At 69.4% G+C, this 26,107-nt stretch carries 17 protein-coding genes; 9 read left to right on the forward strand and 8 right to left on the reverse strand.

Features of this window, described 5'->3' with window-relative positions:
• Positions 1 to 9 precede the first annotated feature (9 nt).
• The 5 genes from pcaH to mhpT all read left to right on the forward strand — a co-directional run bounded on the left by pcaH (position 10) and on the right by mhpT (position 5,034).
• A complete protein-coding gene (gene pcaH / locus AC07NX_RS18450; protein ID WP_494643752.1) occupies positions 10 to 723 on the forward strand; it encodes a protocatechuate 3,4-dioxygenase subunit beta in 714 nt (237 codons plus the stop codon).
• Positions 713 to 1,399, forward strand: coding sequence for a protocatechuate 3,4-dioxygenase subunit alpha (gene pcaG, locus AC07NX_RS18455; protein ID WP_494643754.1), 687 nt, complete (start codon positions 713 to 715; stop codon positions 1,397 to 1,399). The genes pcaH and pcaG overlap by 11 nt, the downstream gene beginning before the upstream one ends.
• Positions 1,400 to 1,420: 21 nt before the next feature.
• Positions 1,421 to 2,569, forward strand: a complete 1,149-nt coding sequence (gene pcaB, locus AC07NX_RS18460; protein WP_494643756.1) for a 3-carboxy-cis,cis-muconate cycloisomerase — start codon at positions 1,421 to 1,423, stop codon at positions 2,567 to 2,569.
• On the forward strand, positions 2,569 to 3,750 hold the full coding sequence (gene pcaDC / locus AC07NX_RS18465) for a bifunctional 3-oxoadipate enol-lactonase/4-carboxymuconolactone decarboxylase PcaDC (RefSeq protein ID WP_494643758.1): 1,182 nt from the start codon (positions 2,569 to 2,571) through the stop codon (positions 3,748 to 3,750). The genes pcaB and pcaDC overlap by 1 nt, the downstream gene beginning before the upstream one ends.
• A gap of 66 nt (positions 3,751 to 3,816) precedes the next feature.
• Positions 3,817 to 5,034, forward strand: a complete 1,218-nt coding sequence (gene mhpT / locus AC07NX_RS18470) for a 3-(3-hydroxy-phenyl)propionate transporter MhpT (protein ID WP_494643760.1) — start codon at positions 3,817 to 3,819, stop codon at positions 5,032 to 5,034.
• A 12-nt stretch (positions 5,035 to 5,046) separates the two neighbouring features.
• On the opposite strand, the gene AC07NX_RS18475 is transcribed toward mhpT, so the two are convergent.
• Positions 5,047 to 5,511, reverse strand: coding sequence for a MarR family winged helix-turn-helix transcriptional regulator (locus tag AC07NX_RS18475; protein ID WP_494643762.1), 465 nt, complete (start codon positions 5,509 to 5,511; stop codon positions 5,047 to 5,049).
• Positions 5,512 to 5,810: 299 nt separating this feature from the next.
• Between AC07NX_RS18475 and AC07NX_RS18480 the strand changes: the two genes are divergently transcribed.
• From AC07NX_RS18480 to AC07NX_RS18495, 4 genes are all read left to right on the forward strand, one after another.
• Complete coding sequence (locus tag AC07NX_RS18480) at positions 5,811 to 8,111, forward strand: TonB-dependent receptor (protein WP_494643763.1); 2,301 nt, start codon at positions 5,811 to 5,813, stop codon at positions 8,109 to 8,111.
• 228 nt (positions 8,112 to 8,339) lie between these two features.
• Complete coding sequence (locus AC07NX_RS18485) at positions 8,340 to 10,634, forward strand: TonB-dependent receptor (RefSeq protein ID WP_494643765.1); 2,295 nt, start codon at positions 8,340 to 8,342, stop codon at positions 10,632 to 10,634.
• Entirely contained in the window at positions 10,631 to 11,212 is a 582-nt protein-coding gene (locus AC07NX_RS18490) for a hypothetical protein (RefSeq protein ID WP_494643767.1), read from the forward strand. Before AC07NX_RS18485 ends, AC07NX_RS18490 begins: the two co-directional genes overlap by 4 nt.
• On the forward strand, positions 11,212 to 12,723 hold the full coding sequence (locus tag AC07NX_RS18495; protein ID WP_494643769.1) for a PepSY-associated TM helix domain-containing protein: 1,512 nt from the start codon (positions 11,212 to 11,214) through the stop codon (positions 12,721 to 12,723). Before AC07NX_RS18490 ends, AC07NX_RS18495 begins: the two co-directional genes overlap by 1 nt.
• A gap of 31 nt (positions 12,724 to 12,754) precedes the next feature.
• Here AC07NX_RS18495 and AC07NX_RS18500 read toward each other — a convergent pair whose 3' ends face one another.
• From AC07NX_RS18500 to AC07NX_RS18530, 7 genes are all read right to left on the reverse strand, one after another.
• The gene (locus AC07NX_RS18500) at positions 12,755 to 14,314 is read right to left on the reverse strand and encodes a flavin monoamine oxidase family protein (protein ID WP_494643770.1); all 1,560 of its coding nucleotides are present in this window, start codon (positions 14,312 to 14,314) and stop codon (positions 12,755 to 12,757) included.
• An 11-nt stretch (positions 14,315 to 14,325) separates the two neighbouring features.
• Entirely contained in the window at positions 14,326 to 17,490 is a 3,165-nt protein-coding gene (locus AC07NX_RS18505; protein WP_494643771.1) for an amidohydrolase family protein, read from the reverse strand.
• A gap of 51 nt (positions 17,491 to 17,541) precedes the next feature.
• Entirely contained in the window at positions 17,542 to 20,355 is a 2,814-nt protein-coding gene (locus AC07NX_RS18510) for a TonB-dependent receptor domain-containing protein (protein WP_494643773.1), read from the reverse strand.
• Positions 20,356 to 20,732: 377 nt separating this feature from the next.
• Complete coding sequence (locus AC07NX_RS18515; protein WP_494643774.1) at positions 20,733 to 21,710, reverse strand: FecR family protein; 978 nt, start codon at positions 21,708 to 21,710, stop codon at positions 20,733 to 20,735.
• Positions 21,679 to 22,260: an RNA polymerase sigma factor gene (locus tag AC07NX_RS18520; protein WP_494643775.1), complete on the reverse strand. Its 582-nt coding sequence runs from the start codon at positions 22,258 to 22,260 to the stop codon at positions 21,679 to 21,681. Before AC07NX_RS18520 ends, AC07NX_RS18515 begins: the two co-directional genes overlap by 32 nt.
• Positions 22,261 to 22,464: 204 nt before the next feature.
• A complete protein-coding gene (locus AC07NX_RS18525; protein ID WP_494643776.1) occupies positions 22,465 to 23,712 on the reverse strand; it encodes a PepSY-associated TM helix domain-containing protein in 1,248 nt (415 codons plus the stop codon).
• Positions 23,706 to 25,835 carry a TonB-dependent siderophore receptor gene (locus AC07NX_RS18530; RefSeq protein WP_494643778.1) on the reverse strand — a complete coding sequence of 710 codons (2,130 nt, stop codon included), beginning with the start codon at positions 25,833 to 25,835 and terminating at the stop codon, positions 23,706 to 23,708. The genes AC07NX_RS18525 and AC07NX_RS18530 overlap by 7 nt, the downstream gene beginning before the upstream one ends.
• Positions 25,836 to 26,107 lie beyond the last annotated feature (272 nt).

Below are 26,107 nucleotides of genomic sequence, written 5' to 3' on the forward strand. Positions count from 1 at the left end.
GAGCGTCCGATGTCCCTGATCCTGCCCTATGCCCGCGAGGACGCCGGCCAGCCGCCGTCCCTGCATGCGCCCTACGCCTCGACGGTCGCGCGTTCGCCGCGCCAGCCCCTGGTGACGATCCCCCCCACCCTGACCGAGACCACGGGGCCGGCCGGCTACTGGGAGAACCTGATGGGCGGATCGCTGGCCGACCTGACGACCCAGCACAAGGGAATGCCGCAGGGCCAGCGCATCATCGTGTCGGGCCGCGTCCTGGACGAGCGCGGCCGCCCCGTCCCCAACACCGTGATGGAGATCTGGCAGGCCAACGCCGCCGGTCGCTACATCCACAAGAAGGACCAATGGGACGCCCCCCTCGATCCCAACTTCACGGGCGCGGGCCGCGTCATCACCGACGATCAGGGACGGTATCGGTACGTGACCGTCCGCCCCGGGGCCTATCCGTGGGGCAACCACCACAACGCCTGGCGGCCCTCGCACATCCACCTGTCGCTGCTGGGCCCGGCCTTCGCCACCCGCATCATCACCCAGATGTACTTCCCCGACGACCCGCTGATCGAGATCGACCCGATCGCCAATGCCGTGCCCCTGCCCTTCCGCCAGCGCATGGTCTCGCGCTTCGACATCGAGACCACGCGGCCCAACTGGGCGCTGGGCTATCTGTTCGACGTGGTGCTGCGAGGGCGCGACGCGACCCCGACCGAGGACGATCATGACGACTGAACAGGTCAACCCGGCCCCGCGCCTGGACAACCAGGACCCCGGCCTGTTCGGCCAGACGCCGTCCCAGACCGTCGGCCCGTTCTTCCACTACGGCCTGCCCTGGAAGGGCGGCGCCGACCTGGTCGGGCAGTCCGACATGGGCGCGCGCCCCGAGCTGTTTCCCGAGGACCACTACGTCCTGAACCTTTCGCCGCCGCGCGGCGCGGTGGCCGGCGAGGTGATCACCCTGGAGGGCGCGGTCTACGACGCCGACGGCAAGCCCGTGCCCGACGCCATGATCGAGATCTGGCAGGCCAATGCGGCGGGGCGCTACGCCAGTCCCGACGACGTCCGCCCCGACGTGCCGCTGGACGAAGGCTTCATCGGCTTTGGCCGCGCGGCGACAGGCGAGGACGGCCTCTACCGCTTCAAGACGGTGCTGCCTGGCGCCGTTCCCGGTCTCGGCAATAACCTGCAGGCCCCGCACATCGCGGTCAGCGTGTTCGGTCGCGGCATCATCAAGCGGCTGGCCACCAGGATCTATTTCGAGGGACAGGACGCCAACGCCTCCGATCCTATCCTGGCCCTCGTCCCAGCCGAGCGGCGCCAGACCCTGCTGGCCAGGCGCCAGGACGGCGCCTGGCGTTTCGATATCGTCTTGCAGGGCGCGGCCGAAACCGTGTTCTTCGACATCTAGTCCACCCCAGGAGGTCGCCGCTTGCCGTCCCTGATCCGCGACCGTCCGACTTCGACACCGGCCATGCTGGCGGCGTTCGGCGACGAGGCGTTGCTGCGCGCGGCCTTGAACTTCGAGGCCGCGCTGGCTCGCGCCCAGGCCGACATCGGCCTGATCCCGGCCTCGACGGCCGAGACGATCGCGACCGCGTGCGCGCAACTTCCGGACATCGAGGCCCTGGCGGAAGCGGCGGCCAACGCCGGCGCCCTGGCGATCCCCCTGGTCGCGTTGATCCGCGAGCGGATCGCCGATCCCGGGATCGCCGGGCTCGTCCACAAGGGCGCGACCAGCCAGGACCTGGCCGACACAGCCCTGATGCTGCAGGCCAAGGCCGGCGCGGCGCTGATCGTCGACGAGGCCCGACGCCTGGCGGACGCCCTGGCGATCCTCGCCGAGACCCACGCGGCCACGCCCATGCTGGGCCGCACCCTGTTGCAAGGCGCCCTGCCCATCACCTTCGGCCTGAAGGTCGCCGGCTGGCTGCGGGGGGTGGATGGCGCTCTGGAACGGTTCGAACGGGAGACCTCGGCCATCCGGCTGCAACTGGGCGGCGCGACCGGTTCGCTGGCCGGATTGGACGGCCAGGCGCGGGCCGTGATCGAGCGGCTCGCCATCCTCCTGGACCTTCCGGCCGCGGAGGCGCCCTGGCACGCGCGACGCGAAGGCCTGGCGGGCCTGGCGTCCAGCCTGGCCATCCTGGTCGGCGCCGTCGGCAAGATCGCCGGCGACCTGTCCCTGCTGGCCCAGAACGAGGTGGCCGAGGCCTTCGAGCCACGCGTTCCCGGGCGCGGCGGCTCGTCCGCCATGGCCCACAAGCGCAATCCGACCGGCTGCCAGGTCGCGCTGACCGCCGCCATCCGGGCTCCGCACCTGGCCGCCACGATGATCGCCGCCCTGCCCCAGCAGCACGAGCGCGGCCTGGGCGGCTGGCAGGCCGAGGCGCCGGTGCTGGCCGATCTTTTCCAACTGGCGCACGGCGCGCTGACGGCCATGGCCCCGGTCATCGAGGGCCTGGAGGTCGACACCGCCCGCATGGCCGCCAACCTGGCCGCCGTCGAGGTCGGGACCGACACCGGCGAGTCCCAGGCGCTGGTCGCGCGCGCGCTCGCCGCTCACCGAAAGGACCGCTGATGCCCTTCGCCCTCTCCCAAGGCGCCCGGATCTACTGGCGGGCGGACGGCGCGGCCGACAAGCCGGTCCTGGTGCTGCTGAATTCCATCGGCTGCGACCTTTCGCTGTACGATCCGGTCATTCCGCTGCTGACGCCCGATTTCCGCGTTCTTCGGATCGACACGCGCGGCCATGGCGCCTCGGACGCGCCTGCCGGCGACTACAGCCTGGACCTGCTGGCCGACGACGTACTGGCGGTGATGGACGCGGCGGGCGCGACCAAGGCGGCGATCTGCGGCACCTCGCTGGGCGCCATGATCGCCATGGCGCTGGCGCCCAAGGCGCCGGAACGCGTGGAAGCCCTGGTCCTGGCCTGCACATCTCCGGCGATGGATCCCTCGACCTGGAGCCAGCGGCTGGCCCTTGTGCGCGCCGAGGGGCTGGGCGCGATCATCGAGGCGGTGCTGGGCCGGTTCTTCTCGGAGGGTTTCCGCGCCTGGCATCCCGAAGTGGTCGAGACCGTCCGCACCGGCATGCTGGCCCAGAACCCCGACGGCTATTGCGGCTGCGGCGCGGCGATCCGGGACATGGCCCTGCTGGACCGCCTGCCGGCCATCACCGCGCCGACCCTGGTGCTGACCGGCGCCAAGGATGCGGCCACGCCGTTCGAAGGCCACGGGGAGCGGATCGTCGCCGCCGTTCCCGGCGCCCGCCACGCCGTTGTCGACGGCGCCCACCTGCCCAGCCTGGAAGCGCCCGCCGCCTTCGCGGGCGCCGTGCGCGGCTTCCTGGCCGAGGTTCTGCACGGGACCGCCGAGCGGGAGGCCAAGGACGCCCTGTTCGAGGCCGGCCTCGTCACGCGGCGCAAGGTTCTCGGCGACGCCTGGGTCGAGCGCTCCCTGGCCAACCGCACGGCGTTCACCGCCGACTACCAGGCGATGATCACCCGCTACGCCTGGAATGAGATCTGGGGCCGTCCGGGCCTGGATCACCGCACCCGCCGCCTGCTGGTGCTGGCGATCTGCGCCAGCCTGGCCCGCTGGGAAGAATTCCGCCTCCATGTCCGCGCCGGCCTCGAACAGGGCGGCTTCACCCAGGACGAGCTCAAGGAGACGCTGATGCAGATCGCCATCTATGCCGGCGTCCCCGCCGCCAACACCGCCTTCGCCGAGGCCGCGGAGATCATCTCCGAACTCGGCTGATCGGCGCAGGCATTCACCAAAGATCGGACCCCGAAGTTCGACATCGAGGAAACATCAGGAGACCCGATGACCACCGGCGACCAAACCGCGTCCCGAGCCAATGGCGGCCTGATCGCCGTGGCGATCTGCTGCCTTCTCGCCGTGTTCGAGGGGTTCGACCTCCAGGCCGCCGGCGTCGCCGCGCCACGCCTGGCGCCCGATCTCGGCTTGACGCCCGAGCACCTCGGCTGGTTCTTCAGCATCAGCACGTTCGGCCTGATGGCCGGCGCCGCCATCGGCGGGCGGCTCTCCGACCGCTTCGGCCGCAAGGCCACGCTCCTGGTCTCGGTGGCGGCTTTCGGCGTGTTGTCGATCGCCACGGGCCTGGCCCATGACCTGAACAGCCTGCTGATCGCCCGTTTCCTGACCGGCGTCGGCCTGGGCGGCGCCCTGCCCAACCTGATCGCCATCGTCGCCGAGAGCGTTTCGCCCAAGTTGCGTGGGCGCGCCGTCGGCTTCCTCTACGCGGGCATGCCCTGCGGCGGCGCCCTGGCCAGTCTCGTGAGCCTGGCCGGGGCCGAGCCTTCCGACTGGCGCATGATCTTCTATGTCGGCGGCGTCGGACCGCTGCTGGCCATGCTGCTGGCCATAGCTCTGCTGCCCAACCCGCCCAAGGCCGAGACCTCGACGCCCGAGGATCAGAAATCCGGCTTCGTCGAAGCGCTGACCGGCGATGGCCGAGGTCCGACGACGCTGCTGCTGTGGATCGCGTTCTTCCTGGCCCTGCTGATCATGTACCTGCTGCTCAGCTGGCTGCCGTCGCTGATGATCGGTCGAGGCCTGAGCCGTTCCGACGCCGGCCTCATCCAGATGACCTTCAACCTGGCGGGCGCGGCCGGCAGCGTCGCCACGGGCTGGCTGATGGATCATCGCCGCCGGCGCACGCTGACGATCCTGGGCGCGTTCGGCGCGTCGGCGGCGGCCGTGACGGCGGCGGCGGGCGCGCCGGCCTCGCTGGTGGTCTTCCTTGTGGTCGGCGCGGCGCTGGGCGCCACCGTGTCGGGTGTCCAATCGGTGGTCTATGGCCTGGCGCCGGGCTTCTATCCGGCCCGTCTGCGCGGCACGGGCGTCGGCGCGGCCGTGGTCATGGGACGGCTCGGCTCGGCGGCCGGCCCATTGCTGGCCGCCGTCCTGATCGGCGCCGGCGGATCTTCCAACCAGGTGCTGCTGGCGCTGCTACCGGTCATCGCCGTGGGCGGCTTGGTCAGCCTCTGGCTGGCGACACGCCCGCGTTCGGAGGATTGAGGCTCTTCCCGATCAGAGGGCGGCGATCCGCTCCAGCGCGGCCAGCATCCGCGCCTTGTCGAGATCGCCGAGGGCGTCCAGGACCTTGCGGTCGTGCTGGGCGTGCGCGATCTTGGCCTTTCGCAGCAGCGCCTCGCCCTCCGACGTCAGCGACAGGGCGTAGGCGCGGCGATCCGTTGGAACCGCGCCTCGCCGCACCAGCCCACGGGCCTCCAGCTGGTCGATGATGGTCACCAGGTTCGGGCGCTGGATGCGCAGCACCTCGCCGATGGCGCGCTGCTGGAGGCCGGGCGTGGCCTCGATGACAAGCAGCACGGACAGATCGGTGACGCGCAAGTCGAAGGCCTTCAGCGCGGCCAGCAGGTCCTTGAACACCGCCACCTGAGCCAGGCGCAGCAGGAAGCCGACGGTGGTCTCCAGGCCGCCCAGCGAGACGCCCTCGCCGATCGCTTCCCTCCCCTCGCTCGCGTCGATCATTCCCGCGTCTTCCCGTCTTTCCGAACTTCGTACCACGCCGCGCGGATTCGCGCCGGGGCGTCGGCGCGCCCTCGCCGTGTTCATGGCCGCCGTTCCGGCGATGCGCCTGATCATCACCGGGTCCGCGCCCGTGGCCGTCGCGCAACAATGTTCTTCGAATGGCGATCAGCTCGCTCATGATCGATTGAATGTGTCATACAATCATGATCTGAAACAATTAGTACACATAACAAAGTACGCGTGCCGGCGGACGCTTGGGGGTTCGTCGAGAAAAACATCGACGTACGAGGAGGAAACAGATGCCCAGGAATAGGGATATCTCCGGCCGCCTGCGCGCCGGAGGCCTGCTGGTCTGCGCCGCCGCCGGAGCCCAGGCGATCGCGTCGCCCGCCTTCGCCCAGGCCGCCGACCAAACCGCTGCGCCCGCGGTCCAGATCGAGGAAGTGGTCGTCACCGCCCGCCGGCGCGAGGAGCGGCTGCAGGACACCCCCGTCGCCGTCACCGCCCTGGCCGGCGAGGCGCTGGAGAGCCGAGGCGTCGAAAGCGTCGACCAGATCGCCAAGTTCGCCCCCAGCGTCCGCTTCGACGGCGCGGCGGCGTTGAGCGGCGGCAACTACAACGCCACCGTCTTCATCCGGGGCGTCGGCCAGAACGACTTCGCCATCTTCAGCGACCCGGGCGTCGGCGTCTATGTCGACGGCGTCTACTACGCCCGCTCGATCGGCGGCACGCTGGACGCCTTCGACGTCAGCCGCATCGAGGTGCTGCGCGGGCCGCAGGGCACGCTGTTCGGCAAGAACACCATCGGCGGGGCGGTCATCATCACCACCGCGCAACCTGGCGATACCTTCGCTGGCCAGGTCGAGGGCGTGACCGGCAGCTATGACCGGCTTGACGTCAAGGGCCACGTCGACATTCCGCTGGGCGAAAAGGTCTCGGCCCGGCTGTCCGCCGCCCGCCTGACCCGCGACGGCTATGGCGAGCGGCTGCTGACCGGCGACGACCTGGGCGACCGCAACGCCACCGCCGCCCGCGCCCAACTGCGCTGGGAAGCGTCCGACGCGGTGACCGTCAGCCTGTCGGCGGACTACACCCGGGCGCGGGAGCATTCCGCGCCGCAGAAGCTGCTGGTGATCGGCGCCGTCCCGGGCTTCGCGGTCGGACCGTTCATGACCAACTTCAACACCTATGTCGCGCCCGGGCTGGGGATCACCGCGCCGAACGGCGCCAAGACCCTGAACCCCTCGTTCCTGACGGAGAGCCCATTCACGACCTACGGCACGGGCCCCAACATCAACGACCTGGATCTGTGGGGCGGTTCGGCGACCGTGGACTGGAACCTCGGCGAGATCAGCTTCAAGAGCATCACGGCCGTGCGCGGCCTGAAGGCGACCTTCGCCCGCGACGGCGACAACACGCCCTTCACCTTCCGCGAGACTTTCAACCACGACGTCCAGGCCCAGTACAGCCAGGAATTCCAGCTGAGCGGCCAGTCGTTCGGCGAGCGTCTGACCTGGGTGACCGGCGCCTATGTCTTCCGCGAGCGCGGCACCGATTCCGGCTACGCCAAGCTGGCGCTCGGCCTGGCCCCCGGCGTCTCGCCACCGCCCTACAGCCCCTCGGCGGCGGTCTACACCAAGGTGACCAGCACCACCTACGCCCTGTTCGCCCAGGGCAGCCTGACCCTGACCGATCGGCTCAGCGCCACCGTCGGCGCTCGCTACAATCGCGACGAGAAGGACTATGTGCTGGACCACCGCCGCATCCGCGACGGCGGCGTCATCGCCCGGGTGAGCCCGAGCGGGTCGTGGAACTCGTTCACGCCCAAGGTCGGGCTGGAGTTCAAGGCCACGCCCGACGTCCTGCTCTATGCTTCCGTCGGCAAGGGCTTCAAGAGCGGCGGCTACAACGCCCGGCCCCTGAACGACGCCAGCGAAGTGACCGAGTATCAGCCCGAGACCCTGCTGACCTACGAGGCGGGCGCCAAGACCGCCTGGCTGGACCGTCGCCTGATCCTCAATGTCGCCGGCTATTTCAGCGACTATCAGGATATCCAGGTCACGGTGAACCAGACGCCCCGCAACTTCGTGGCCAACGCCGCGGCGGGCGAGGTCAAGGGCGTCGAGGTCGAACTGCAGGCCAAGCCGACCGCCAATTGGAGCTTCAACTTCGGCGGCGGCTACATGGACGCCAAATATACCGAGGTCGGCGCCGGCCTGGCGGCGGGTCAGGTGCTGCCGATCACCCTGGCCACCCACTTCGTCAAGGCGCCCAAGTGGACGCTGAACAGCGGGGTCGAGTACGGCCGCGAGCTGCCGGGCGGCGGCCGCCTGACCGCCCGAGTCGACTGGACGCACTACAGCACCGTCTACAACGACGTGGCCAACGATCCGGCTCTGACACAGCCGGCCTACGATCTGTTCGGCGCGCGGCTGGCCTACGCCTCGCCCGATCGGGTTTGGCAGGCGGCCCTATTCGGCTCGAACCTTTCGAACGAGCGCTACATGGTGTCCGGCAACGCCTCAAGCGGCTTTGGACTGAAGGAGGCCAGCTTCGGACGCCCCCGCGAATGGGGCTTGAGCTTGAGCCGCAAGTTCTAGGACCGAGCGGCCGCCACAGGTTGTCCTCGCGGGGCTCGACGCTCGCATTGGCGAGCCCCGCCGAGGAGCAGGCCCTGGAACGCTCCAACAGGCGGCCATTGACCCGTTCGATCGTCCGCGATCGATCTCGGCCAACAAGCCATCCATAAATGCGATTGACTCGCATTATTATCACAGCGTACCTGCCCTCATTCTTTGACGGGGGCTTGGGTGAGACAACGACTACTGATGGCCAGCGCGATCGGCGCATGGGCGTTCGCCCAGGGCGCCGCCGCCGAGATCGCCGACGTCCCCGCCGCCGACGAACGGGCGACCGCCGTCGAGGCGGTGGTCGTCACCGGCGAGAAGTCCTCCCGTGGCCTCCAGGAGACGACCACCAGCGTCGCGGTGACCACGGCCCGCACGATCGAGCGCGAGCACCTGCAGACCTTCTTCGACGTGGTCAATCGCACCGCCAACATGAGCGACACCTACGGCAAGAGCGGCTTCACCATCCGGGGCGTGTCCAACACCAACGTCTCGGGCGGCGGCTCCAGCGGCCTGGCGACCATCTATCTCGACGGCGCGGCGCTTCCGGACGCGGCCGCCTACAGCGGCCCCCTGGAAATGTGGGACATCGGCCAGGTCGAGGTGCTGCGCGGCCCGCAATCCACCTTGCAAGGCCGCAACGCCCTGGCCGGTGCGGTGGTCATCCGTTCCACCGACCCGACCTTCACCTACGGCTTCAAGGCCCGCGTGGAAGCCGCCAGCGGCGACGCGCGCTCGATCGCCTTCGCGGGCGGCGGTCCGATCATCGCTGACCAACTGGCGTTCCGCCTGGCGGTCGAGGACAAGTCCAGCGACGGCTTCACCTACAATCCGACCCGCCACGTGGACGCCAGCGCCGCGGACATCTTCAACATCCGCGGCAAGGTGTTGCTGACCCCGACGGCCCTGCCCGGCCTGAAGGTCCTGGCCACCTACAGCCACTTCAAGCGGGACGCCGGCTACGTCTACACCTACTCGCGCACCGACACGCCGGATTACTACGACCACCGGGTCGACACCTCCGGCGATCCGCAGACGTCCAATTCCAAGACCGAGATCTTCACGCTCGAAACGAGCTACAGGCTGAACGACCGGCTGACGGCCACGGGTATCGCCTCGTGGAACACGCTGCACGAGATCGGCCAATATGACACCGACTATCTCCCGGCGCGCATCGGTTACGGCCAGCGCGACGATACGGCCAGGACCGCCTCGCAGGAGTTGCGGCTGAACTACGCCGGCGATCGGCTCAAGGGCCTGCTCGGCTTCTATCACGCCAAGCGCGACAGCGACCTGGACACCGCCAGCCTGACCAATGTCGAGTTCCCCACCTCGACCCTGACGGCGGTGATGACCCAGACCCTGGTCGGCATGGGCTATTCCCAGGGTCTCGCGGCGGCCACCGCCGCCGACTTCTCGACCCGCTACGCCGCCGCCTTCCCGGTGATCCCGGTCGACTACACCTCGGTCAATCCCGGGACGATCGAGACGACCGCGCTGTTCTTCGATGGCAGCTTCGCCCTGACGTCCAGGCTGAGCCTGCTGGGCGGCCTGCGCTACGACCGCGAGAAGAACACCAGCAGCAGCACGGCGACCGCGGGGCTGGCCTCGCCCCTTCCCTCGCCGTCGGCCTTCCCCGCGCCCTACCAGCCCTTCGTGCCGACCGTGAACGCCTTCGTCTCCGGCATGGTGGCCCAGGCCGGCGCCTCGGCCCCGGAATCGAGCCGGGAGTTCAAGGCGTGGCTGCCCAAGATCGGCGTCAAGTACGCCTGGACCGACGACGTCTCCACCAGCCTGACCGCCCAGCGCGGCTATCGCTCGGGCGGCCAGATGGTCAACATCGCCCGCTCGTCCGTCGCGCCCTACGATCCGGAATACACCTGGAACTACGAGGCCTCGCTGCGCACCTCGTGGCTGGACGACACCCTGACAATCAACGCCAACGCCTACTACACCGACTGGAAGGACCAGCAGGTCGTCGTCTATCTGGGCCTCAACGCCTACGACTACCAAGTGGTCAACGCCGGCAAGTCGCACCTCTACGGTTTCGAGCTGGAGGTCTCGCAGTCGGTGACGCCGCGCTTCAGCTGGTACGGCTCGGTGGGCCACACCCGCACCAGGTTCGACGACTTCAACGTCAAGGTCGGCGCGACCTCGGCCGACCTGACGGGCGCGGAGTTCCCCTATGCGCCGCACTGGACCCTGAGCGCCGGCGCCGACTACCGCTGGGACAACGGTCTGGTAGCCAACCTCAACGCCAACTACCGCTCGCGGGTCTATTCCCAGGCCGACATCAACCAGGCGACCGAGGACCTGGTGAAGGCCCGCGCCCTGGTCAACGGCCGGTTCGGCTACGAGCGCGAGCACTGGAGCGTCTACCTGTTCGGCAAGAACCTGCTCGACAAGAAGTACGCCCAGTACCAGCGCCCTTCCGACAACATCGCCCTGCTCGGCGACCCACGCGTGATCGGCGTTTCGCTGGAGACCCGCTGGTGACCGGCCCGCTGGCCTCCAGCGCCCTGGTCGGTCTGGCGCTGACGCCTCTGACGGCGGCGGCGGTCCTGATGCTGCGCCGGGCCTGGAGACGCGGCGGCCCGGGTCGCCCCAGGCTGATCGCCGGCGCCTGGACATTGCTGGCGGCGACCCTGGTAGCCAGCGGCTTCCTGCTGGGCGGCGCGCGCGGCCCCGCGATCGTGCTGGCCCTTGGTTCAACGGTCGCGCTGGCCCTGGTGACGGCCGGCGTCGAGCTGCGCGACGCCAGGAAGAAGGTCCCGCGCGAGCTGGCCCTCGAGCCGTCCGAGCGGCGCCGCATCGCCTGGCGCGGTTGGCTGCGCGGCGTCCTGGCCGGTCCGCTGGCCGGCGTCGCCGCCCTGGGCTGTGGCCTGGCCATAGCCATCTGCGCGCCCGGCGCGGTGCAGAGCCGGATGGTGATCGGCGGCCTGATGGTGCCGTTCCTGTGGGCCGGCGGCATGGCCTGGACCCTTTCCGACGACAAGATCCTACGCGCTACCGCCGTGCTGACCGGCGTCTCGATCCTCACCCTGGGCGCGGCCTTCCTGAAGGGAGCGTTGTGATGGACGGCTCCACAAGCCCCGCCACCGAGCCCAAGGCCGCCGGCAAGCCGATCTGGCCCAGGATCCCCGCGGCGTTCGTGCGCGCCATGCTGGCCGGTCACTCGGCCCTGGGCCTGGCGTTCGCGGCCCTGATCTATCTGGTCTGCTTCTCCGGCTCGATCGCCGTCCTCACCCAGGAGTTCGGCCGCTGGGAGCAGCCCGCCGGACCGGTGCTGCACGAGGCCTCGCCCCAGGCCGCCAACCGGGTCTTCCGCGAGGCCCTGGCCGTCCATCCCAAGGCCCACGACATCTTCGTCCAGTTACCCGAACCGGCCCGCCCGCGCCTGACGGCGCACCTGGACGACGCCAAGGGCGCGGACCGCACCTTCGTCGCCAACGCCGCCGGTGCGATCGTCGGCGAACAAAAGACCCCGTGGACCGAGTTCCAGGCCGACCTGCACACCATGCTGCACCTGCCCCGCGCGTGGGGCGGCTTCCTGGTCGGGCTCACCGGCGTGGCGCTGCTGTCGTCGCTGATCTCCGGCGTCCTGTCGCATCCGCGCGTGTTCAAGGACGCCTTCGCCTTCCGCTGGGGCGGCTCAAAGCGTTTGCAGGAGGCCGATCTTCACAACCGCATCAGCGTCTGGGGCCTGCCCTTCCACCTGGTGGTGTCGCTGACGGGGGCCTTCCTGGGCCTGACCGTGATCATCGTCGGCGTCCTGGCCCTGGCCACCTTCAAGGGCGACACCAGCAAGGCCTATGCCCTGTTTGCCGGCCCCAAGGTCGCCGACGATCCCCGCCCGGCGCCCGTCCTCGACGTGGCCAAGGTCCTGGTCGCCCTGCGCGCCGCCCACCCCGAGGCGCGGCCAACCTACCTGTTCATCGAACATCCGGGCGAGCGCGGCCAGCACGCCAGCGTCGGCGCCGCCTCGGCCGGGCGCCTGTCGCGTGGCGAGGTCTACATCGTCGACGGCGACGCCAAGCTGCGGGGCTCGGTCGGCTATGAGACCGGCAATGTGGGCCAGAAGGTGCTGTCGGCGATGACGCCTCTGCACTTCGGCTGGTTCGGCGGCTGGCCGGTCAAGGTCGCCTATCTGCTGCTGGGCCTGGGCCTGACCGCCGTGACCTCCAGCGGCGTCGCCATCTGGCTGGCGCGCCGCCGCGACAAGGGTCGCCCCGCCCCGCGCTGGGAACGCGTGTGGGTCGCCTTCGTCTGGAGCCAGCCGTTCGCCTACGCCGTCTCGGCCCTCACGGCCCTGGTCCTACCCGTCGCGCCCGTGACGACCTGGTTGATCGCCACCTTCGCGGCGAGCGGCGCGGCGGTCTTGTGGAGCCCCGCCGCCCTCTCGCTTCGGTTGCGCTTGGCCACAGCGTCCTTGCTGGGGCTCACCGCCCTGGCCCACATCGTTGCGCACGGCGCGCGGATGGCCGATCCGGTGGCCTGGATCATCGACGCCGCCCTGGTCCTGACCGGCCTTCTGCTGGCCGCCAGCGTTTGGAAGCCGCGCCGAACCCCGCCGTTCGGCGCCTAGGCGCTGTTCCAGGCCGGGAGGAAGAGCCGGCCTACGCCGCCGACACCCGCGCCTGGATCAGCTTCAGCGCCTCGTGGGCCGACAGGGCCGCGCCCTCCTGCCAGGCGTTGATGTAGCTCATGTGCTCGCCGGCGAAGTAGAAAGCGCCGTCGGGCTTGCAGAGCTCGGCGTAGTCGGTGGCCCGCTGCTCCTCCTTCCAGCCCACGGCCACGCCCTCGCTGTAGGGCGTCTGCATCCACGAGACGGTGAAGGGTTTGGTCAGCTCCTGGCCGTGTCCGGGATGGAACTTGTCGATCACCCGGCGCGAGACGGCGAAGCGCTCCTCGAACGACATGGCCGCGTATTTCGGCGGCGCGTCGGGGCCCGAGAAGCCGATCGAATAGGCCCCGACCAGGATTCCGGTCTTCTCGCCGATGCCGCCGCTGGGATACCAGACCAGCTCGTTGGCCTCGTCGGTCCAGCCCAGGCCCCCGTACTGGAAGTCGTCCTGCTCCCAGAACCGCCGGCTCTCCCAGGCCACCTTGGTGCCATGGTGGTACTCGGCCGCCGCGATCGCCTGCTTCACGCGCGGCGCGAAGTCGGACGGGATCTTGGCCAGCACCGGCAGCGGGATGGTGCAGATGCAGTAGTCGGCCTCCAGCGTCTGCGCGCCGGCCTTGTCGGCATAGACGATCTTCACGCCTTTCGAGGTCTTGCGCAGTTCTTTGACCACCGCCTCGAACTTCACGGCCGGCTTGACCGCCTCGTAGAGCGCATAGGAAATCCGGTCCATGCCGCCCACCGGCTGCAGCATGGTGGCCTGCATGTCGATGATCTCCTCGAAGATCAGGCTGGCGCCCCAGAACCGCGCCTTCATCATGTCGGCCATGCGCAACGGCGGCCCGCCCTTGGGTGGATGGTCGTAGCCGCCTGGCGAGGCCAGGAAGCCGGCCCGGGTCGAGCCCTCGTAGGTGTTCTTCGACAGGTCACCATAGGCCGAGAGGTAGCCCAGCAGCTTCTGCTTATCGACGCCGGTCAGCTCCTGGTCCAGCGCGCCCTTGTCCACGGCCTTGGCCAGCAGCTCGGTGAAGGCGCCGCGGGTGTCGTTGACCGCCTGGCGCTCGGTGACCACCTGGCCGGCGAAGTCCAGCTTGGCCGAGCGGTTGGCGTTGACCATCACCTCCAGCGGCACGCCCAGCTCCTGGCAGTAGCCGAGGACGGCGTGGTGCCATTGCGGGATGCGGGCGGGGCCGGCGTTGAAATAGTCGTTCTTGCCCGCCGCCCAGTCGACCGTCTGGTCGGGCCGTCCCGTCTGGACGATCTTCGAGCCCGCGCGCACCGACCACGCCCGTCCGCCCGGTCGTTCGCGCGCTTCCAGCACGGTGACCGTGTAGCCGGCCTTGCGCAGCTCGTAGGCGGCGACCAGGCCGGCGATGCCCGCCCCCAGGATCGCCACCGACGCGCCCTTGCCCCCGGCCAGGCCCAGCTTGGGCGCTCCGGCATAGGCCCGGGGCGCGGCCAGAAGGCCCATGCCCATCATGGTGGTGTAGAGCGCGCCATAGCCGCCGGCCTTGCCCACCGACGTCAGAAAGCGCCGTCGCGAAATACCCATCGTCTCGTCCCCTAGACTTGAAGGCTGAAGGTCGGCGTGAAGCCGCAGGCGCCGTCGCAGCACGAGGCGCGGGCCTGGGCCAGGAAATCGGGCTCGTGCCACCAGTATTCGGCCGAGGCTTCGCACACGAAGCGCCGCCCTCTGTCGAGCGCGGCGTGCTGCGTGTGGTCCGCGAAAGGCCCGACTAGGTCGGCGACCGTGTAGACCTCGCCATGCTTGATCACTTTCGTGACCTTGGCCGCGTCCTCGATCCGGGCCAGCGGATCACCGTCCACCCAGACGAGGTCGGCATAGGCGCCCGTGGCGATCGCGCCCAGCGGCTCGTCCAGATACGCGCCCGAGGCGCTGGTGGCGGTGACCAGGGCCTCGAACGGGCTCATGCCGTAGCGGACCATGGCCCGCAGGTTCATGTGCAGGCTGACGGCGTTGAAGTCGATCGGCGAGTCCGTGCCGGTGGTGATGCGACCGCCCGCCCGGACGGTGCGCGCCACCTCGGCGACGTTGCGGGCCAGCGAGGCCAGGATCGGCGCCCGGTCCATGGCCGCCATCTGCTTGGCGCGCTCCTGCAGGCGGGCATACTCCCACGGGGGGTAGAGCGCCTTGACGCGCGGATCGTCGACCAGCGAGCGGTCGTCGCCCAGCAGGGCCGTCGAGGTGAACAGGGTCGGCGTCCGCGCGGCCTTGCTGGCCACGAAGGCGGCGTTGACGTCCTGGTAGATGTTCCCCAGCGCGCTGACCGTGCGCGAATAGCCGGTTCGGCTGGTCGCGCCCAGGTGCTCCATGCCGTCCATCCCCAGGCCCAAGGCCGGATAGTGGTAGTGCGAGGTCAGCGGCAGGCCCTTGGCGTGGGCCCAGGCGATGACCTCCTTCTGGCGTTCGCCCGACAGTCGGACATAGGTCTTGATCAGGTCGTACGATAGCGCCTCGACCCGCTTCAACTCCAGCGCCATCTGGCCGGGCTCGGTGACGGGCCGCATGAAGTTGTAGAAGATCCGTGAGCCGTCGATCGCCTCGCCGGTGGCGTAGTAGCGCGGGCCGATCCGTTTGCCCGACTCGATCGCCTCCTGGTCCTCGACCGTGTGATAGGCCGGGCCGCCGGGCGAGCGGGTCGTGGTCACCCCCAGCGACAGCCACAGCCGCCCCTCCCGGTCGCCATAGCCGTAGCCCTGCATCTGGCGGTGCGTGTGCATGTCGATCAGGCCGGGCATCACCGTGCCGGTCGGCGCCTCGACGACCTTCACGTCGGCCGTCACCTCGCCCTTGGGCGCGACCCCCGCGATGCGGCCGTCCGAGATCAGGACGTCGACATTCTCGCGCAAGGTCGGCGACTTGCCGTCCCACAGGCGCGCGGCGCGGACCACCATCCGCCCCTTGGGCCGGACATTGGCCCAGGTCAGGCCATGCGGAACGAGCCTGGGCGCGCCGCCGGCGGCCGGAATCAGCTTCAGCTGACCCGCGGAAAGATAGATCAGGGTCCTGCCGTCGCCGCTCCAGCTGACGGCGTCGGTCACCTCGTCGTTGAGCGGCTTGGGCGGGCCCAGCAGCTTGCCGGCCTCGTCCACGGGCGAGACGTGCAGCCGGCTGGCGAAGACATAGGCCAGGCTCTTGCCGTCCGGCGACCAGGCCGGACCGTCGTCGCCGCGCGTGCCCAGCGAACGGTCCGGCAGGATTGGGGCGTAGGTCCCCTTTCCGCTGGCGATATCCACGGTCAGTATCTCGCTCAGCCCCTCGCGGAAGCGGGCCGAGTACGGCTTGAAGGCGGCGTAGGCGATGGTCCTGTCGCCCGGTCCCCAGGTCGGCTTGCCGGGCTCCCAGAGGTCGCCGTACAGCCGGCGGGTCTCGCCGGTCGCGGCGTCGGCGACGAACAGGCCGCCGTTCTGGCTGAGGAAGGCGATCGACTTGCCATCGCGCGACCAGGCGCTGGACACCGCCGCGCCGTCAAAATGGGTGAGCTGCCTGGTGGCGCCGGTGGCCATGTCGCGCAGCCAGAGGTCCAGCGAGCCGCCCTTGTCGGTCGAATAGGCCAGGGTCTTGCCGTCGGGCGACCAGGCCGGATCGACCTTGCTGAAGGCGTCGTTGATCAGCGGCCTGGCCGGCCCGCCGCCGATGTCGAGCAGGTAGAGGTCGTTCAGCGCCCGGAACACCACTTGGCGGCCGTCCGGCGACAGGGCTGGACTACCGATCCCGACCACCGGCCGGGTCCTGGCCGACAGGAAGTCGCGGCTTTTCTTGGTGTAGCGCGGCGTCAGGACGGGGACCGTGGCCGCGAAGGCGACGGACTTGACCGCGCCCCCGGGCGCGCGGCGCTTGATCTGGCCGTCGGCGGTGTAGAGCAGTTCGCCGGACGGCAGCCACGCGACGCGGAACGGAAAGACGTCCTCGCCCTGGACGACCACGCCAGCGGCGTTGCGCAGCTCGGCCTTGCCGTTCTCGATGGCGGTGAAGACCACCTCCCGGCCGTCCGGCGTGAAGGCCGGGCTGGCGACCGAGGCGGCGTTGAAGCGGTCGGCCGAGGCCTTGACCTTGGCCACCGTCCGCCGCGCGCCGTCCAGGCCCTGGACGTCGATCCGGACCTTGTCGACCGTGAAGGCGAGGCTCTTGCCGTCCGGGGCCCAGGAAGGCTCGAACTCGTCGCCGGGACCTGAGCTGAAAGCGGTGACCTGGCCGCTGGCGACCTCCAGCAGGTGCACGCCGTAGCGCCCGCCCCGGTCGGACGAAAAGGCGATCGTCTTGCCGTCCGGCGACCAGCGCGGCTCGCGGCAGTCGAACACGCCCTTGGTCAGTTGTTTCAGGCCCGTCCCGTCCGCGCCGATGGTCCAGACGTGGAAGTTGCCGTCGCGATAGGACTGGAAGGCGATGGTCTTGCCGTCCGGCGACCAGTCGGGCTGGGCGATCTCGTAGATTTCGTCGGTCAGCCGCCTGGCCGCCCCGCCCTCGATCGGGACCAGCCACAGCATGGCGTAGACGTCGAAGGCGATAGTCTTGCCGTCGGGCGAGACCGCCGCGCAGATGTTGGTGCCCTCGGTCGCCGTGACGCGGCTCGCGTCGGCGGCCGACGGCTGGTCGGCCTTGGCGCCGGGCGGCGTCAAGGCGGCGACGCCCGACGCGGCGATCGCGCCGCCGCCGATCGAGAAAAGCCGACGGCGGCTGACGCCGCGCTTGGAACTCTTGGTCATCCTGAACTCCGAGAGGACCGGCCCGGGCCTGCGCCCGGACCGGTCACAAGCCTAGAACCGAGCGGCGACGCGGGCGTAGTAGAAGCCGCCGCTGATCCCGTACGGAGAGTACTGATTGTAGTAAGCGAAGGCGGGCGTGCCGCGATTGGCGGCGCGAACGCTGTCGGGATAGGCGTCCAGAAGATTGTTGGCGCCGACACTGAGCGTGATGTTGTCGGTCGCCGCGTAGCTGAGATCGAGGTCGACGATCAGCTTGGGGCTGACGGTCTCGTCGTTGGCCGCCAGCGCGGTGCGCTGGACGACCTCGCCGTAGCGGGTCAGGCGCAGGTTGGTGTCGAACTTCCCGAGGGTCCAGTCCGCGCCCAGGATGTACTTCTCCTTGGGCGTGCCGACGGTCAGGTCGCCGATCTTCACCCGGTCGATATAGACGATCCCCGCCGCCGCCAAGGCCGCCGGCGGCTGCACGACGCGGATGAACTCGTTCTTGGTGCGGTTGGCCGAGAAGGTCCAGCGCACCGCGCCGAAGTCGCCGAAGTCGGTGCGGTAGTCGACTACGAAGTCGATGCCGCGCGTCTTGGTGTCGGCGAAGTTGCCGTAGTAGAAGGCCGCCTGCTGCGGGTTCAGTCCCTGGCTGGCCAGGGCGTTGCTGACCGCCGCGTTCGGACCCAGCGTGCCGCTTTGCAGGATGCGGTTGTCGATCTTGATCTGGTAGACGTCCAGCGTGACATTCATCCGCGAGATCGGCTGGGCCACGATCCCGACCGAGTAGTTCACCGACTTCTCGGGGCGCAGCGGCTTGGCGCCCAGGGCGATGGCGGCCGGGTTGTCCGGCGGCAGCAACTGCACCGGATAGAGCTGGGTCGTCGTCGCCGGCGGCACGATCACGCCGATGGTGCTGGACGAGGCGTAGTGCTGCTGCTGCAGCGACGGCGCGCGGAAGCCCGTGCTGGCCGTACCGCGGATCGCCAGCCTGGGCAGGATCGCGTAGCGGCTGGACAGCTTGAAGGTCTTGGCGTTCCCGAAGTCGGAATAGTGCTCGAAGCGTCCCGCCAGGCCGAACTCGAGCTTGTCGGTCACCTTCTGCTCGACGTTCAGATAGACCGAAATGTTGTCGCGCGAGAACGACCCGGCCGAGAACGGCGGGAAGCCGGTCACGCCCTGCGAACCGCCCGCGAACACCACGCCCGCCTGCGGGCTGCCGGCCGGGGCGACATAGCCGCCATTGATGTACGAGGCCGGCTCGCCGGCCACGATCTCGAACTTGTCGTCGCGATATTCCGCTCCGAGGGCCACGAACAGCGGCTCGGCGAAGACGCCGGTGTCGAGTTCACGCGTCAGGTCCAGGTTGCTGGTCCATTCCTGGAACTTCAGCGCGCCGATGTAGAAGTAGGTGGGGCTGGCCGGGCCCAGCGAGGCGTTCAGCGAGTTCTCGTAATAGTCGACGTCGTCGCGGCTGAAGGTCGTGGACAGATCCCAGTCGAAGCCCAGCAGGCCCGCGCCCTTGGCGCCGAACGCCGCCTGGAAGTCGCGGTCCTTCAGGAACAGGCGCGGCGTGTAGCCGTCGGGATTGACCGCGGTGATGTTGTTGCTGGCGTTCGGGTTGCGGAAGGTCAGCCAGGCGGCGGTGTTGCGGCTGGAGAAGGTGCCAAAGGAATAAAGGTTGATGTCGTCGGTGATGGGCGAGCCGGCGCTGTAGCCCAGCGAGAACAGCTGCACCTGAGGCGAGCCGGGATGGCTGGTGTGGCGGTTGGCGGTGGCCTCGCGCGGATCCGGGGTCGCGCCGGCCGTGCCCACCCGCACCGGCTGGCCCAGGGCGTTCAGTGGGAAATACATCTGGGTGGTGTTCAGGGTCTTGTCGCCGCGGTCGGTCGGGTCGGTGATCCGCACGTCGGCCGTCAGGTTCAGATAGCCGGCATCGCCGAGCCTCAGGCCGATATTGCCGGAGAACTGGCCGGTCTCGCCGTCGCCCTCGGCGGTCTTGCCGTAGAGCGCCGACATCGAGCCGCCCTCGGGGCTTTTCTTCAGGATGATGTTGATCACGCCGGCCAGGGCGTCCGAACCGTACTGGGCCGAGGCGCCGTCGCGCAGCACCTCGATCCGCTCGATCGAGGCCGACGGGATCAGGTCCAGGTCCGGCGGAGACTGGCCGTTCTGGGTCGTGCCGTTGACGAACAGGATGGCGGTGTTGTGCCGCCGCTTGCCATTGACCAGCACCAGGGTCTGGTCGGCCGACAGGCCGCGCAGCGACACGGTCTTGATCGCGAAACTGGCGCCCGCGCCGCTGTTAGAGGTGTTGGCCGACGGCACCAGGGTCGAGATCAGGTCACGCGTCGACTGCTTGCCGCTCTTGGTCAGTTCGGCGGCCGAGATGACATCGATCGGCGCCATGCTTTCAGTGACCGTGCGCGAGGTCGAGCGGGTGCCGGTGACGATCACCTCGTCGATGATGCTGGGCGTCTCGGGCTCCGGCGGCGGGGCGGGTTCGGGCGGGGCGGTCGCGACGCCGCCAACCGCGCCGGACCACCCGGTCCGGATCAGGCCCGTGCGCGGCGGGGCCAGGATGATCGTCTTGCCGTCGTTGGAGATCACCGTCAGTCCGGTGCCGGACAGCAACTGTTCGAGGGCGCGATCGACCGGCAGGGCGCCGCGCACCGATCCCGTGCGCTTGCCCTGGGCCGCGTCCGACTGGACCAGGATCTGCACGCCGGCCTGGCGCGCGAACTGGCGGATGCCGGCCGCCGCCGGCTGGGCCTCGATCTTGAACGGCATGGCCTGGGCCAGGGCCGCGCCCGCGCTCAACGCCCAGACGGCCGAGGCCGCGCACAGCAACCGCCCCCTGGTGGAACGGTTCGTCCAGTCACGCATAGGCAATCCCCCATCGCTCCGAGGTCCGCCGCTCGCGGCCTCCTGACAGGACGAGGGATGGGACGCCGATTTCCGGTGCCCCCTTGCGCGATTGGTCCGGTCACGGCCCAACACGCCCGCTTTCGCGCCAGCTTTGGCGTTGGGCGCCCGTTTCGCGTGCGGGCCGGCAAGATCATCCGCCCGCGCGGAAATCCCGATCGGATCTCGCCCGCCATCTTGAATTTTCATGAACACCTCCGCCACAAACGCCGGAGGACAATAAGACGATCGCAACCGCCTATACTGAGTCAGTATACGTGACGGAAGGCACAGATTTGCTCATATCGCCACAATGAATGAGCAATATTACATTCAATCATAGCGCCGAAACGACAAATTCAGGAAATGTGAGCGCGACTGATCCGGATGACTTCGGGGTCATCCTTGACGACCGCGCCCAGGGTGGCGGCGACCGCGGCGGCGAAACTTTCGGGTTCGTTGGTCTGGAACAGACCGACGAAGCGCTCGCGCGCCAAGGCCGGATCCTCGATGACGATCTGGCGGCTGTTGTAGCGATTGAACAGCCGCGCGGCCTGTTCGAGGCTCTCGCCATCCAGGGCGATCTCGCCATTGCGCCACGCCAGGCTGCGCTCGATCTCGGACGGCGACTCCGCCACCGTGGGCGAAACGGCGCTGGCCAGAATGATGCGGCTGCCCGCGGACATCCGCCGCCGCGGCGCCGGATCCCCTTCGACCCAGGCCTCGACCACGCCCTCGGTGACCATGACGTCGACGCCGGCCCCGGCCTCGTCGCCGCGCCGCACCGAGAAGGCCGTGCCGACGGCGCGGACTCGGACGGGCCCGGCCGCCACGACGAACGGACGCTCGGGATCCTTTGCGACCTGGAACCAGGCCTCGCCCACCTTCAGGACGACCCGGCGCGAGTTGGGCTTCATCGCCACTTCCAGCGCGGTCTTGGTGTTAATCGCCACCAGCGAGCCGTCGGCCAGCGGCACACGCCGGATTTCGCCCAGGCGGGTGTCCAGCCGCTGCGGCCGCGCGGTCCACAGGCCGATCCCTCCGACCAGCGCGGCCGCCGCCGCCCCGCCCGCTCCGGCGATCAGGGCGCGACGGCTGGGACGGTCGGCGACGGGAACGGCCTGGACCAGCGGCGCGGCGCCGGCCAGGGCCCGGCCGCGATCCAGGAAGCTGATCGCCGCCTGGGCGCGCAGCAGCGCCCCGGCCCGGCGCGCGTCGCCCTTCAGCCAGGCTTGCAGCTCGGGGTCATGCTCCACGTCCAGGTCACGCGCGTCGACGCGGGCGGCCCAGTCGGACGCCTCCTCGTCAATCTCGCTTGCGGACGGAATGGAGTTCATGAGCCTTGCCGACCACCGAATGATCTTGTGCCGCAGCCTCCGATAAGGCCCGCAGGATTAAACGCAAGCCCCGCGCCGACTGCATTTCCACGACGTTCTCGGTCACGCCCAGCCGGAGCGCGGTCTCCCTCTGCGACAGGCCGTGGATCCGGCGAAGCGTGAAAATCTGTCGGCACCGCTCGGGTAGTCCCTCGATCAGTTGCTGCACTCGCCCCAGTTCGCGACGCCCGGCGACCACGCGTTCCGGAGAAGGCTCATCATCTACGACGTTCAAGGCGTCAATTTCCGTGACGCAGTCGATGCGAACGATGCGCGCGCGTCGAATTTTCTCGATGGCGATGTTACGCGCGGTCCGGAAGAAGTAGGCGCGGCCGCTGGTGATGTGGACGATGCTGTCGAGGGCGGCCAGGCGGCAATAGGTCTCCTGGATCACGTCGTCGATGTCGGCGGCGACGCTCCCCGAGCGGCGCAGCCAAGCCCGCACGTCGGCCTCGTGCGGCAGGATCTGGCCACCGACGAAGGCGACGATCTCGGCGCGACTCTGTTTCAACGGCCCCCTCGACAATGACGATCTTGGCTGAACCAAGGTTCCGATCACGCGACGAAGCCGGCAATAGGCTGCGGGGATTTCGCCTTCGCTCCGGCCCCGGCGCCGCCGCACGGGGCAAAGCCTGACCACCGGCGCCTCAAGCGGGCCATCGCGCTAAGTCCGCCGCCTTCCGCGGGTCATGTCCGGCCGGCGGATCCTTGGCGCCTAGTCTCCGCCGGCCGCTCGAAACAGCGTGGGCAGCAGCGCCAGGACGACCCCGATCCCGGCCAGGGCGGGCCAGCGCCAGACCCCCATTCCGCGCCAGGCGTTGGCCCAGCCGGCCGAGACCTTGCTCTCGCGCGACAGCCGCAGGGCGTAGACCGCCACGCCCGACACGGCCAGGGACGTCAGGCCCAGGCCGAAAACGAACCAGACCGACTTGGTCCAGACCCCGCCGATCGTGCCGAAATGCAGCGGGTCGGCCATTTCGGAGATACGCTGGTGGACGGTCAGGTCACGCCCGTCGGTCGTCAGCACGACCTTGCCCGTGGCCGCATCGGTCCAGGCGACATTGGCGCGCTCGCGGACCAGCACGGCCCTGTTCTGCCCCTGGAACTGGAAGGCGCCGACCTTGCCGGACGGAAAGACGATGCGCTGGATGCGCAGGTCCGGATAGGCCGCCCGGGCGGCCGTCAGATTGCCCTCGAGCCGGTCCGCCACACCGCGCGCGTCGAGCTTGACGGCGACGACCTTGGCGCGCGGGGCTGGCGGCGCCTTGGCCACCGTGCTCTCGGCCAGGTACCAAAGGCCGGTTACGCCGATCAGGGCCACGAACCACAGGCTCCACAGCCCGGCGAGGCGGTGCAGGTCGCCCATGGCCGTGCGGGCGTCGCGCCAACGCACGGGCCGCAGGAAGCCTCTCCACCATTTCTTGTAGACGACCAAGGAGGTCGCCAGGCTGATCAGCAGCAGGACCGACAGGGCCGAGACGATCGGCACGCCGACCTTGGTCGGCAGGTTCAGGTGCCGGTGCATGTTGCGCAAGACACGCTGGGCCCCGACCCAGGAGCCCTCCCCCCGCACCGCGCCCGTCGAAGGGTGCAGATAGACGAAGCCGCGTCGGCCGTCCCGCCCCTGGATCGTCGCGATCATGGCGAAACCCCGGTCGATCGGCGCATCCAGAAGCAGGATTCTGGCCTTCGGATGCAGGGCCGAGACGTTGCGGGCGGCGGCCGACCAGGCCAGCGGCCCCTCGACCGTCGCCGGGTCAACCCGCAGAGGCGGCCGCAGCAACCAGTCGATCTCATTGCCGAACACCGCGATCGTCCCCGTCAGAAAGACGAAGCCGAGCAGGATCGACAGCTTCAGCCCCACCCACTGATGCACGCGCCACCACAGGCGCGAACCCTTGACCTTGGCCACGCGCCTTGGCGCCACCCCCGTCTGGACCGGCGCGCGCTCGAGGCTCACCATTCGCGCGAGACCTCCAGGAACACCGAACGCGGCTCGCCGGGGAAGTGGCCGGTGCGGTCGATGAAGCCCGAGGCGGCGTAGGTTTCGTCGAACAGGTTGTCGACCCGCAAGAGCGTCGACCAGGGCCCGGCCTTGTAGATCACCGAGGCGTCGAACACCGTGTAGGGGCGCACCTTCTGGCCGCTGATCGAGGTGCGGACGTCGACATAGTCGCCGCCCAGCGCCAGGGCCAGGCCCAGCTTGGGGAACTGGTAGCGGGTCCAGAAGCCGGCCTTGTGCCTGGGGGCGTTGGCGAAACGGTCTCCGACGCTGTTGGTGATCACCGTCTTGCTGTTGGTCTTGGTGATACGGGTGTCGTTGTAGGCGTAGGAGGCGGTCAGCACCCAGTTGTTGGTAAGATCGGCGGCCAGATCGAACTCGGCGCCCTTGCTGGTCACCTCGCCGAACGCGACCATGTCGTTGACGCCGTCGCCACCGACGTCGCCGCGCGGGTCGCTCTGCAGGATATTGCTGCGGACGATCTCATAGGCGGCCAGCGTGGTCTGCAGGCGACCGCTCAGCAGCTCGGTCTTGACGCCGCCTTCCAGGATCTCGCCCTCGGTGGGCGCGAAGGGGCCGCCGGCCAGGGGATCCTGGCTGGAGACGCTCTGCGGCTCGTAGCTCTGGGCCCATTGGCCATAGACCGAAACGTCGGGACGCGCGCGCCAGACAAGGCCCGCCCGCCACGTCGCCTTGTCGTCCTTGAAGACACTGGCGTCGGACGTGTCCTCGTAGCGGTCGAGGCGCACGCCGGCGGTGGCGATGAACGGCCCGACCGTCGCCTCCTCCAGGAGATAGGCGCCGGACCGTTCCTGGACGGCCGAGGTGCGCACCCGCGCGCCCAGCCTGTAGGTTTTGGGATCGGTCACCCCGTAGGCGGGATGGGTCAGGCTGAGCGGCGCGGGCAAGCCAGCCACGGCGGTAAAGCCGCCCAGCAGCGAGGGGCGGTTGTTGTTGATCAGCTCGCTGCGGTAGGCGTCGACGCCCACCAGCACGCGATTGCGCACCGAACCGAGGTCGCGTGACCAGACGGCGTTGGCGCCGAAGCTCAACTGGTCCAGATCGCGCTCCTGGTCGCGAAACTCGCGGCGCGACAGGTCCAGCACGCCGTCGCCGTTGCTGTCGGCGAGGCCGCGGGGCTCGTGATACTGCTGGCGCTCCAGGCTTTTCGAATAGCGCAGGCCGGCGTCGACCTTCAGGCTTTCAGAAACCGGCCATTCGACCCGCGCCTGCAGCACGTCGGCCGTCAGGTCGAGGAAGTCGCTCTTCTCGTTGTGGTTCCAGCGCCGGTCGGCGAGGAAGCGGCCCAGGTTGTCGGTCGGCACGCCGCGCAGGCGGTTGCCTTGCAGGTTCTGCTCGTAGCGCGTGGCCTGCACGGTCAGGGCGGCCGGGCCGAGATCGGTACGGACGCCGCCGTCGAGGATCAGGACCTCGCTGCCGGCGTTGCGGCGCGGGGTGTTGCGGTCCTCATAGAACACGCCCAGTCGGCTGGCCGGCGCCGCGTCGCCCGACAGGAAACCCTCGAGCTCGACCGAGCCGCCATGCCGCGCCTCGGTCCCGACCACCGCCGTGGCCCGCGCCGAGAACGCTTCCTTCGGCGTCTTGGTGATATAGTTGAACAGGCCGCCCGGTGCGCCGGGGCCGTACAGCATGCCCGCCGGCCCCTTGAGGAACTCTAGCCGTTCGACGTTGAACAGCAGCGGCGTCGAGAAGGCCACGTAGGGATCGCCGCGCAGGCCGTCGAAGAAAATCTCCTCCTGGCGGAAGCCGCGCGCCGTCACCCCGGCGTAGGAGAACAGGCTGACACCGGCGATGTTGCGATAGAGATCCTGGGCGTCGCGGGCCCCCTGGTCGCGAATCAGCTCCGCGTTCAGCACCTGAATGTTGAGGCTGGACTCCAGAGGCGCGGTCGCCAGCTTGCCGCTGGTGATCTCCTGGGCGCGATAGAGCTGACGGGCGCGGGCCGTGACGATCACGGTAAGGTCGGGCTCGTCCCCGGCCGCCGCCAGCTCGGCGTCGCTCGCCTCGACCGCCCCCGCGGGACAGGCGCCGCCCAGACCGGCGGCCAAGGCCAGCGCCGCCACCGAAGGTCTCAAACGTCCACGAAAATTCACCACGCCCGCTCCATGCCCCAACAAAGGCGGGCCGATTATCGCAATTGATAATTATTCGCAATACCATATCGATGGAACGACCTGAAGGACGGACCGAGGCCGGTCGGCATGTCCCCTTCCCAGGCTGCGCAGCGCCACTCGCCGCCACTGACCGGCCGCCGACGACCGGACCTTGGGCCGTCCATGCCGACGCCACCCTCTTCCCGTTTGCCGACGTCGCCGCCCATGGTCTAACCTGCCGC

This window comes from Caulobacter sp. GW821-FHT09A05, from assembly GCF_059418465.1.

Excerpts from the sequence above, each read along its gene's own strand:
- pcaH (WP_494643752.1), top strand. The coding sequence starts at position 10 with ATGTCCCTGATCCTGCCCTATGCCCGCGAGGACGCCGGCCAGCCGCCG.
- pcaG (WP_494643754.1), top strand. The coding sequence starts at position 713 with ATGACGACTGAACAGGTCAACCCGGCCCCGCGCCTGGACAACCAGGAC.
- pcaDC (WP_494643758.1), top strand. The coding sequence starts at position 2,569 with ATGCCCTTCGCCCTCTCCCAAGGCGCCCGGATCTACTGGCGGGCGGAC.
- mhpT (WP_494643760.1), top strand. The coding sequence starts at position 3,817 with ATGACCACCGGCGACCAAACCGCGTCCCGAGCCAATGGCGGCCTGATC.
- AC07NX_RS18475 (WP_494643762.1), bottom strand. The coding sequence starts at position 5,511 with ATGATCGACGCGAGCGAGGGGAGGGAAGCGATCGGCGAGGGCGTCTCG.
- AC07NX_RS18480 (WP_494643763.1), top strand. The coding sequence starts at position 5,811 with ATGCCCAGGAATAGGGATATCTCCGGCCGCCTGCGCGCCGGAGGCCTG.
- AC07NX_RS18485 (WP_494643765.1), top strand. The coding sequence starts at position 8,340 with ATGGCCAGCGCGATCGGCGCATGGGCGTTCGCCCAGGGCGCCGCCGCC.
- AC07NX_RS18495 (WP_494643769.1), top strand. The coding sequence starts at position 11,212 with ATGGACGGCTCCACAAGCCCCGCCACCGAGCCCAAGGCCGCCGGCAAG.
- AC07NX_RS18500 (WP_494643770.1), bottom strand. The coding sequence starts at position 14,314 with ATGGGTATTTCGCGACGGCGCTTTCTGACGTCGGTGGGCAAGGCCGGC.
- AC07NX_RS18505 (WP_494643771.1), bottom strand. The coding sequence starts at position 17,490 with ATGACCAAGAGTTCCAAGCGCGGCGTCAGCCGCCGTCGGCTTTTCTCG.
- AC07NX_RS18510 (WP_494643773.1), bottom strand. The coding sequence starts at position 20,355 with ATGCGTGACTGGACGAACCGTTCCACCAGGGGGCGGTTGCTGTGCGCG.
- AC07NX_RS18515 (WP_494643774.1), bottom strand. The coding sequence starts at position 21,710 with ATGAACTCCATTCCGTCCGCAAGCGAGATTGACGAGGAGGCGTCCGAC.
- AC07NX_RS18525 (WP_494643776.1), bottom strand. The coding sequence starts at position 23,712 with ATGGTGAGCCTCGAGCGCGCGCCGGTCCAGACGGGGGTGGCGCCAAGG.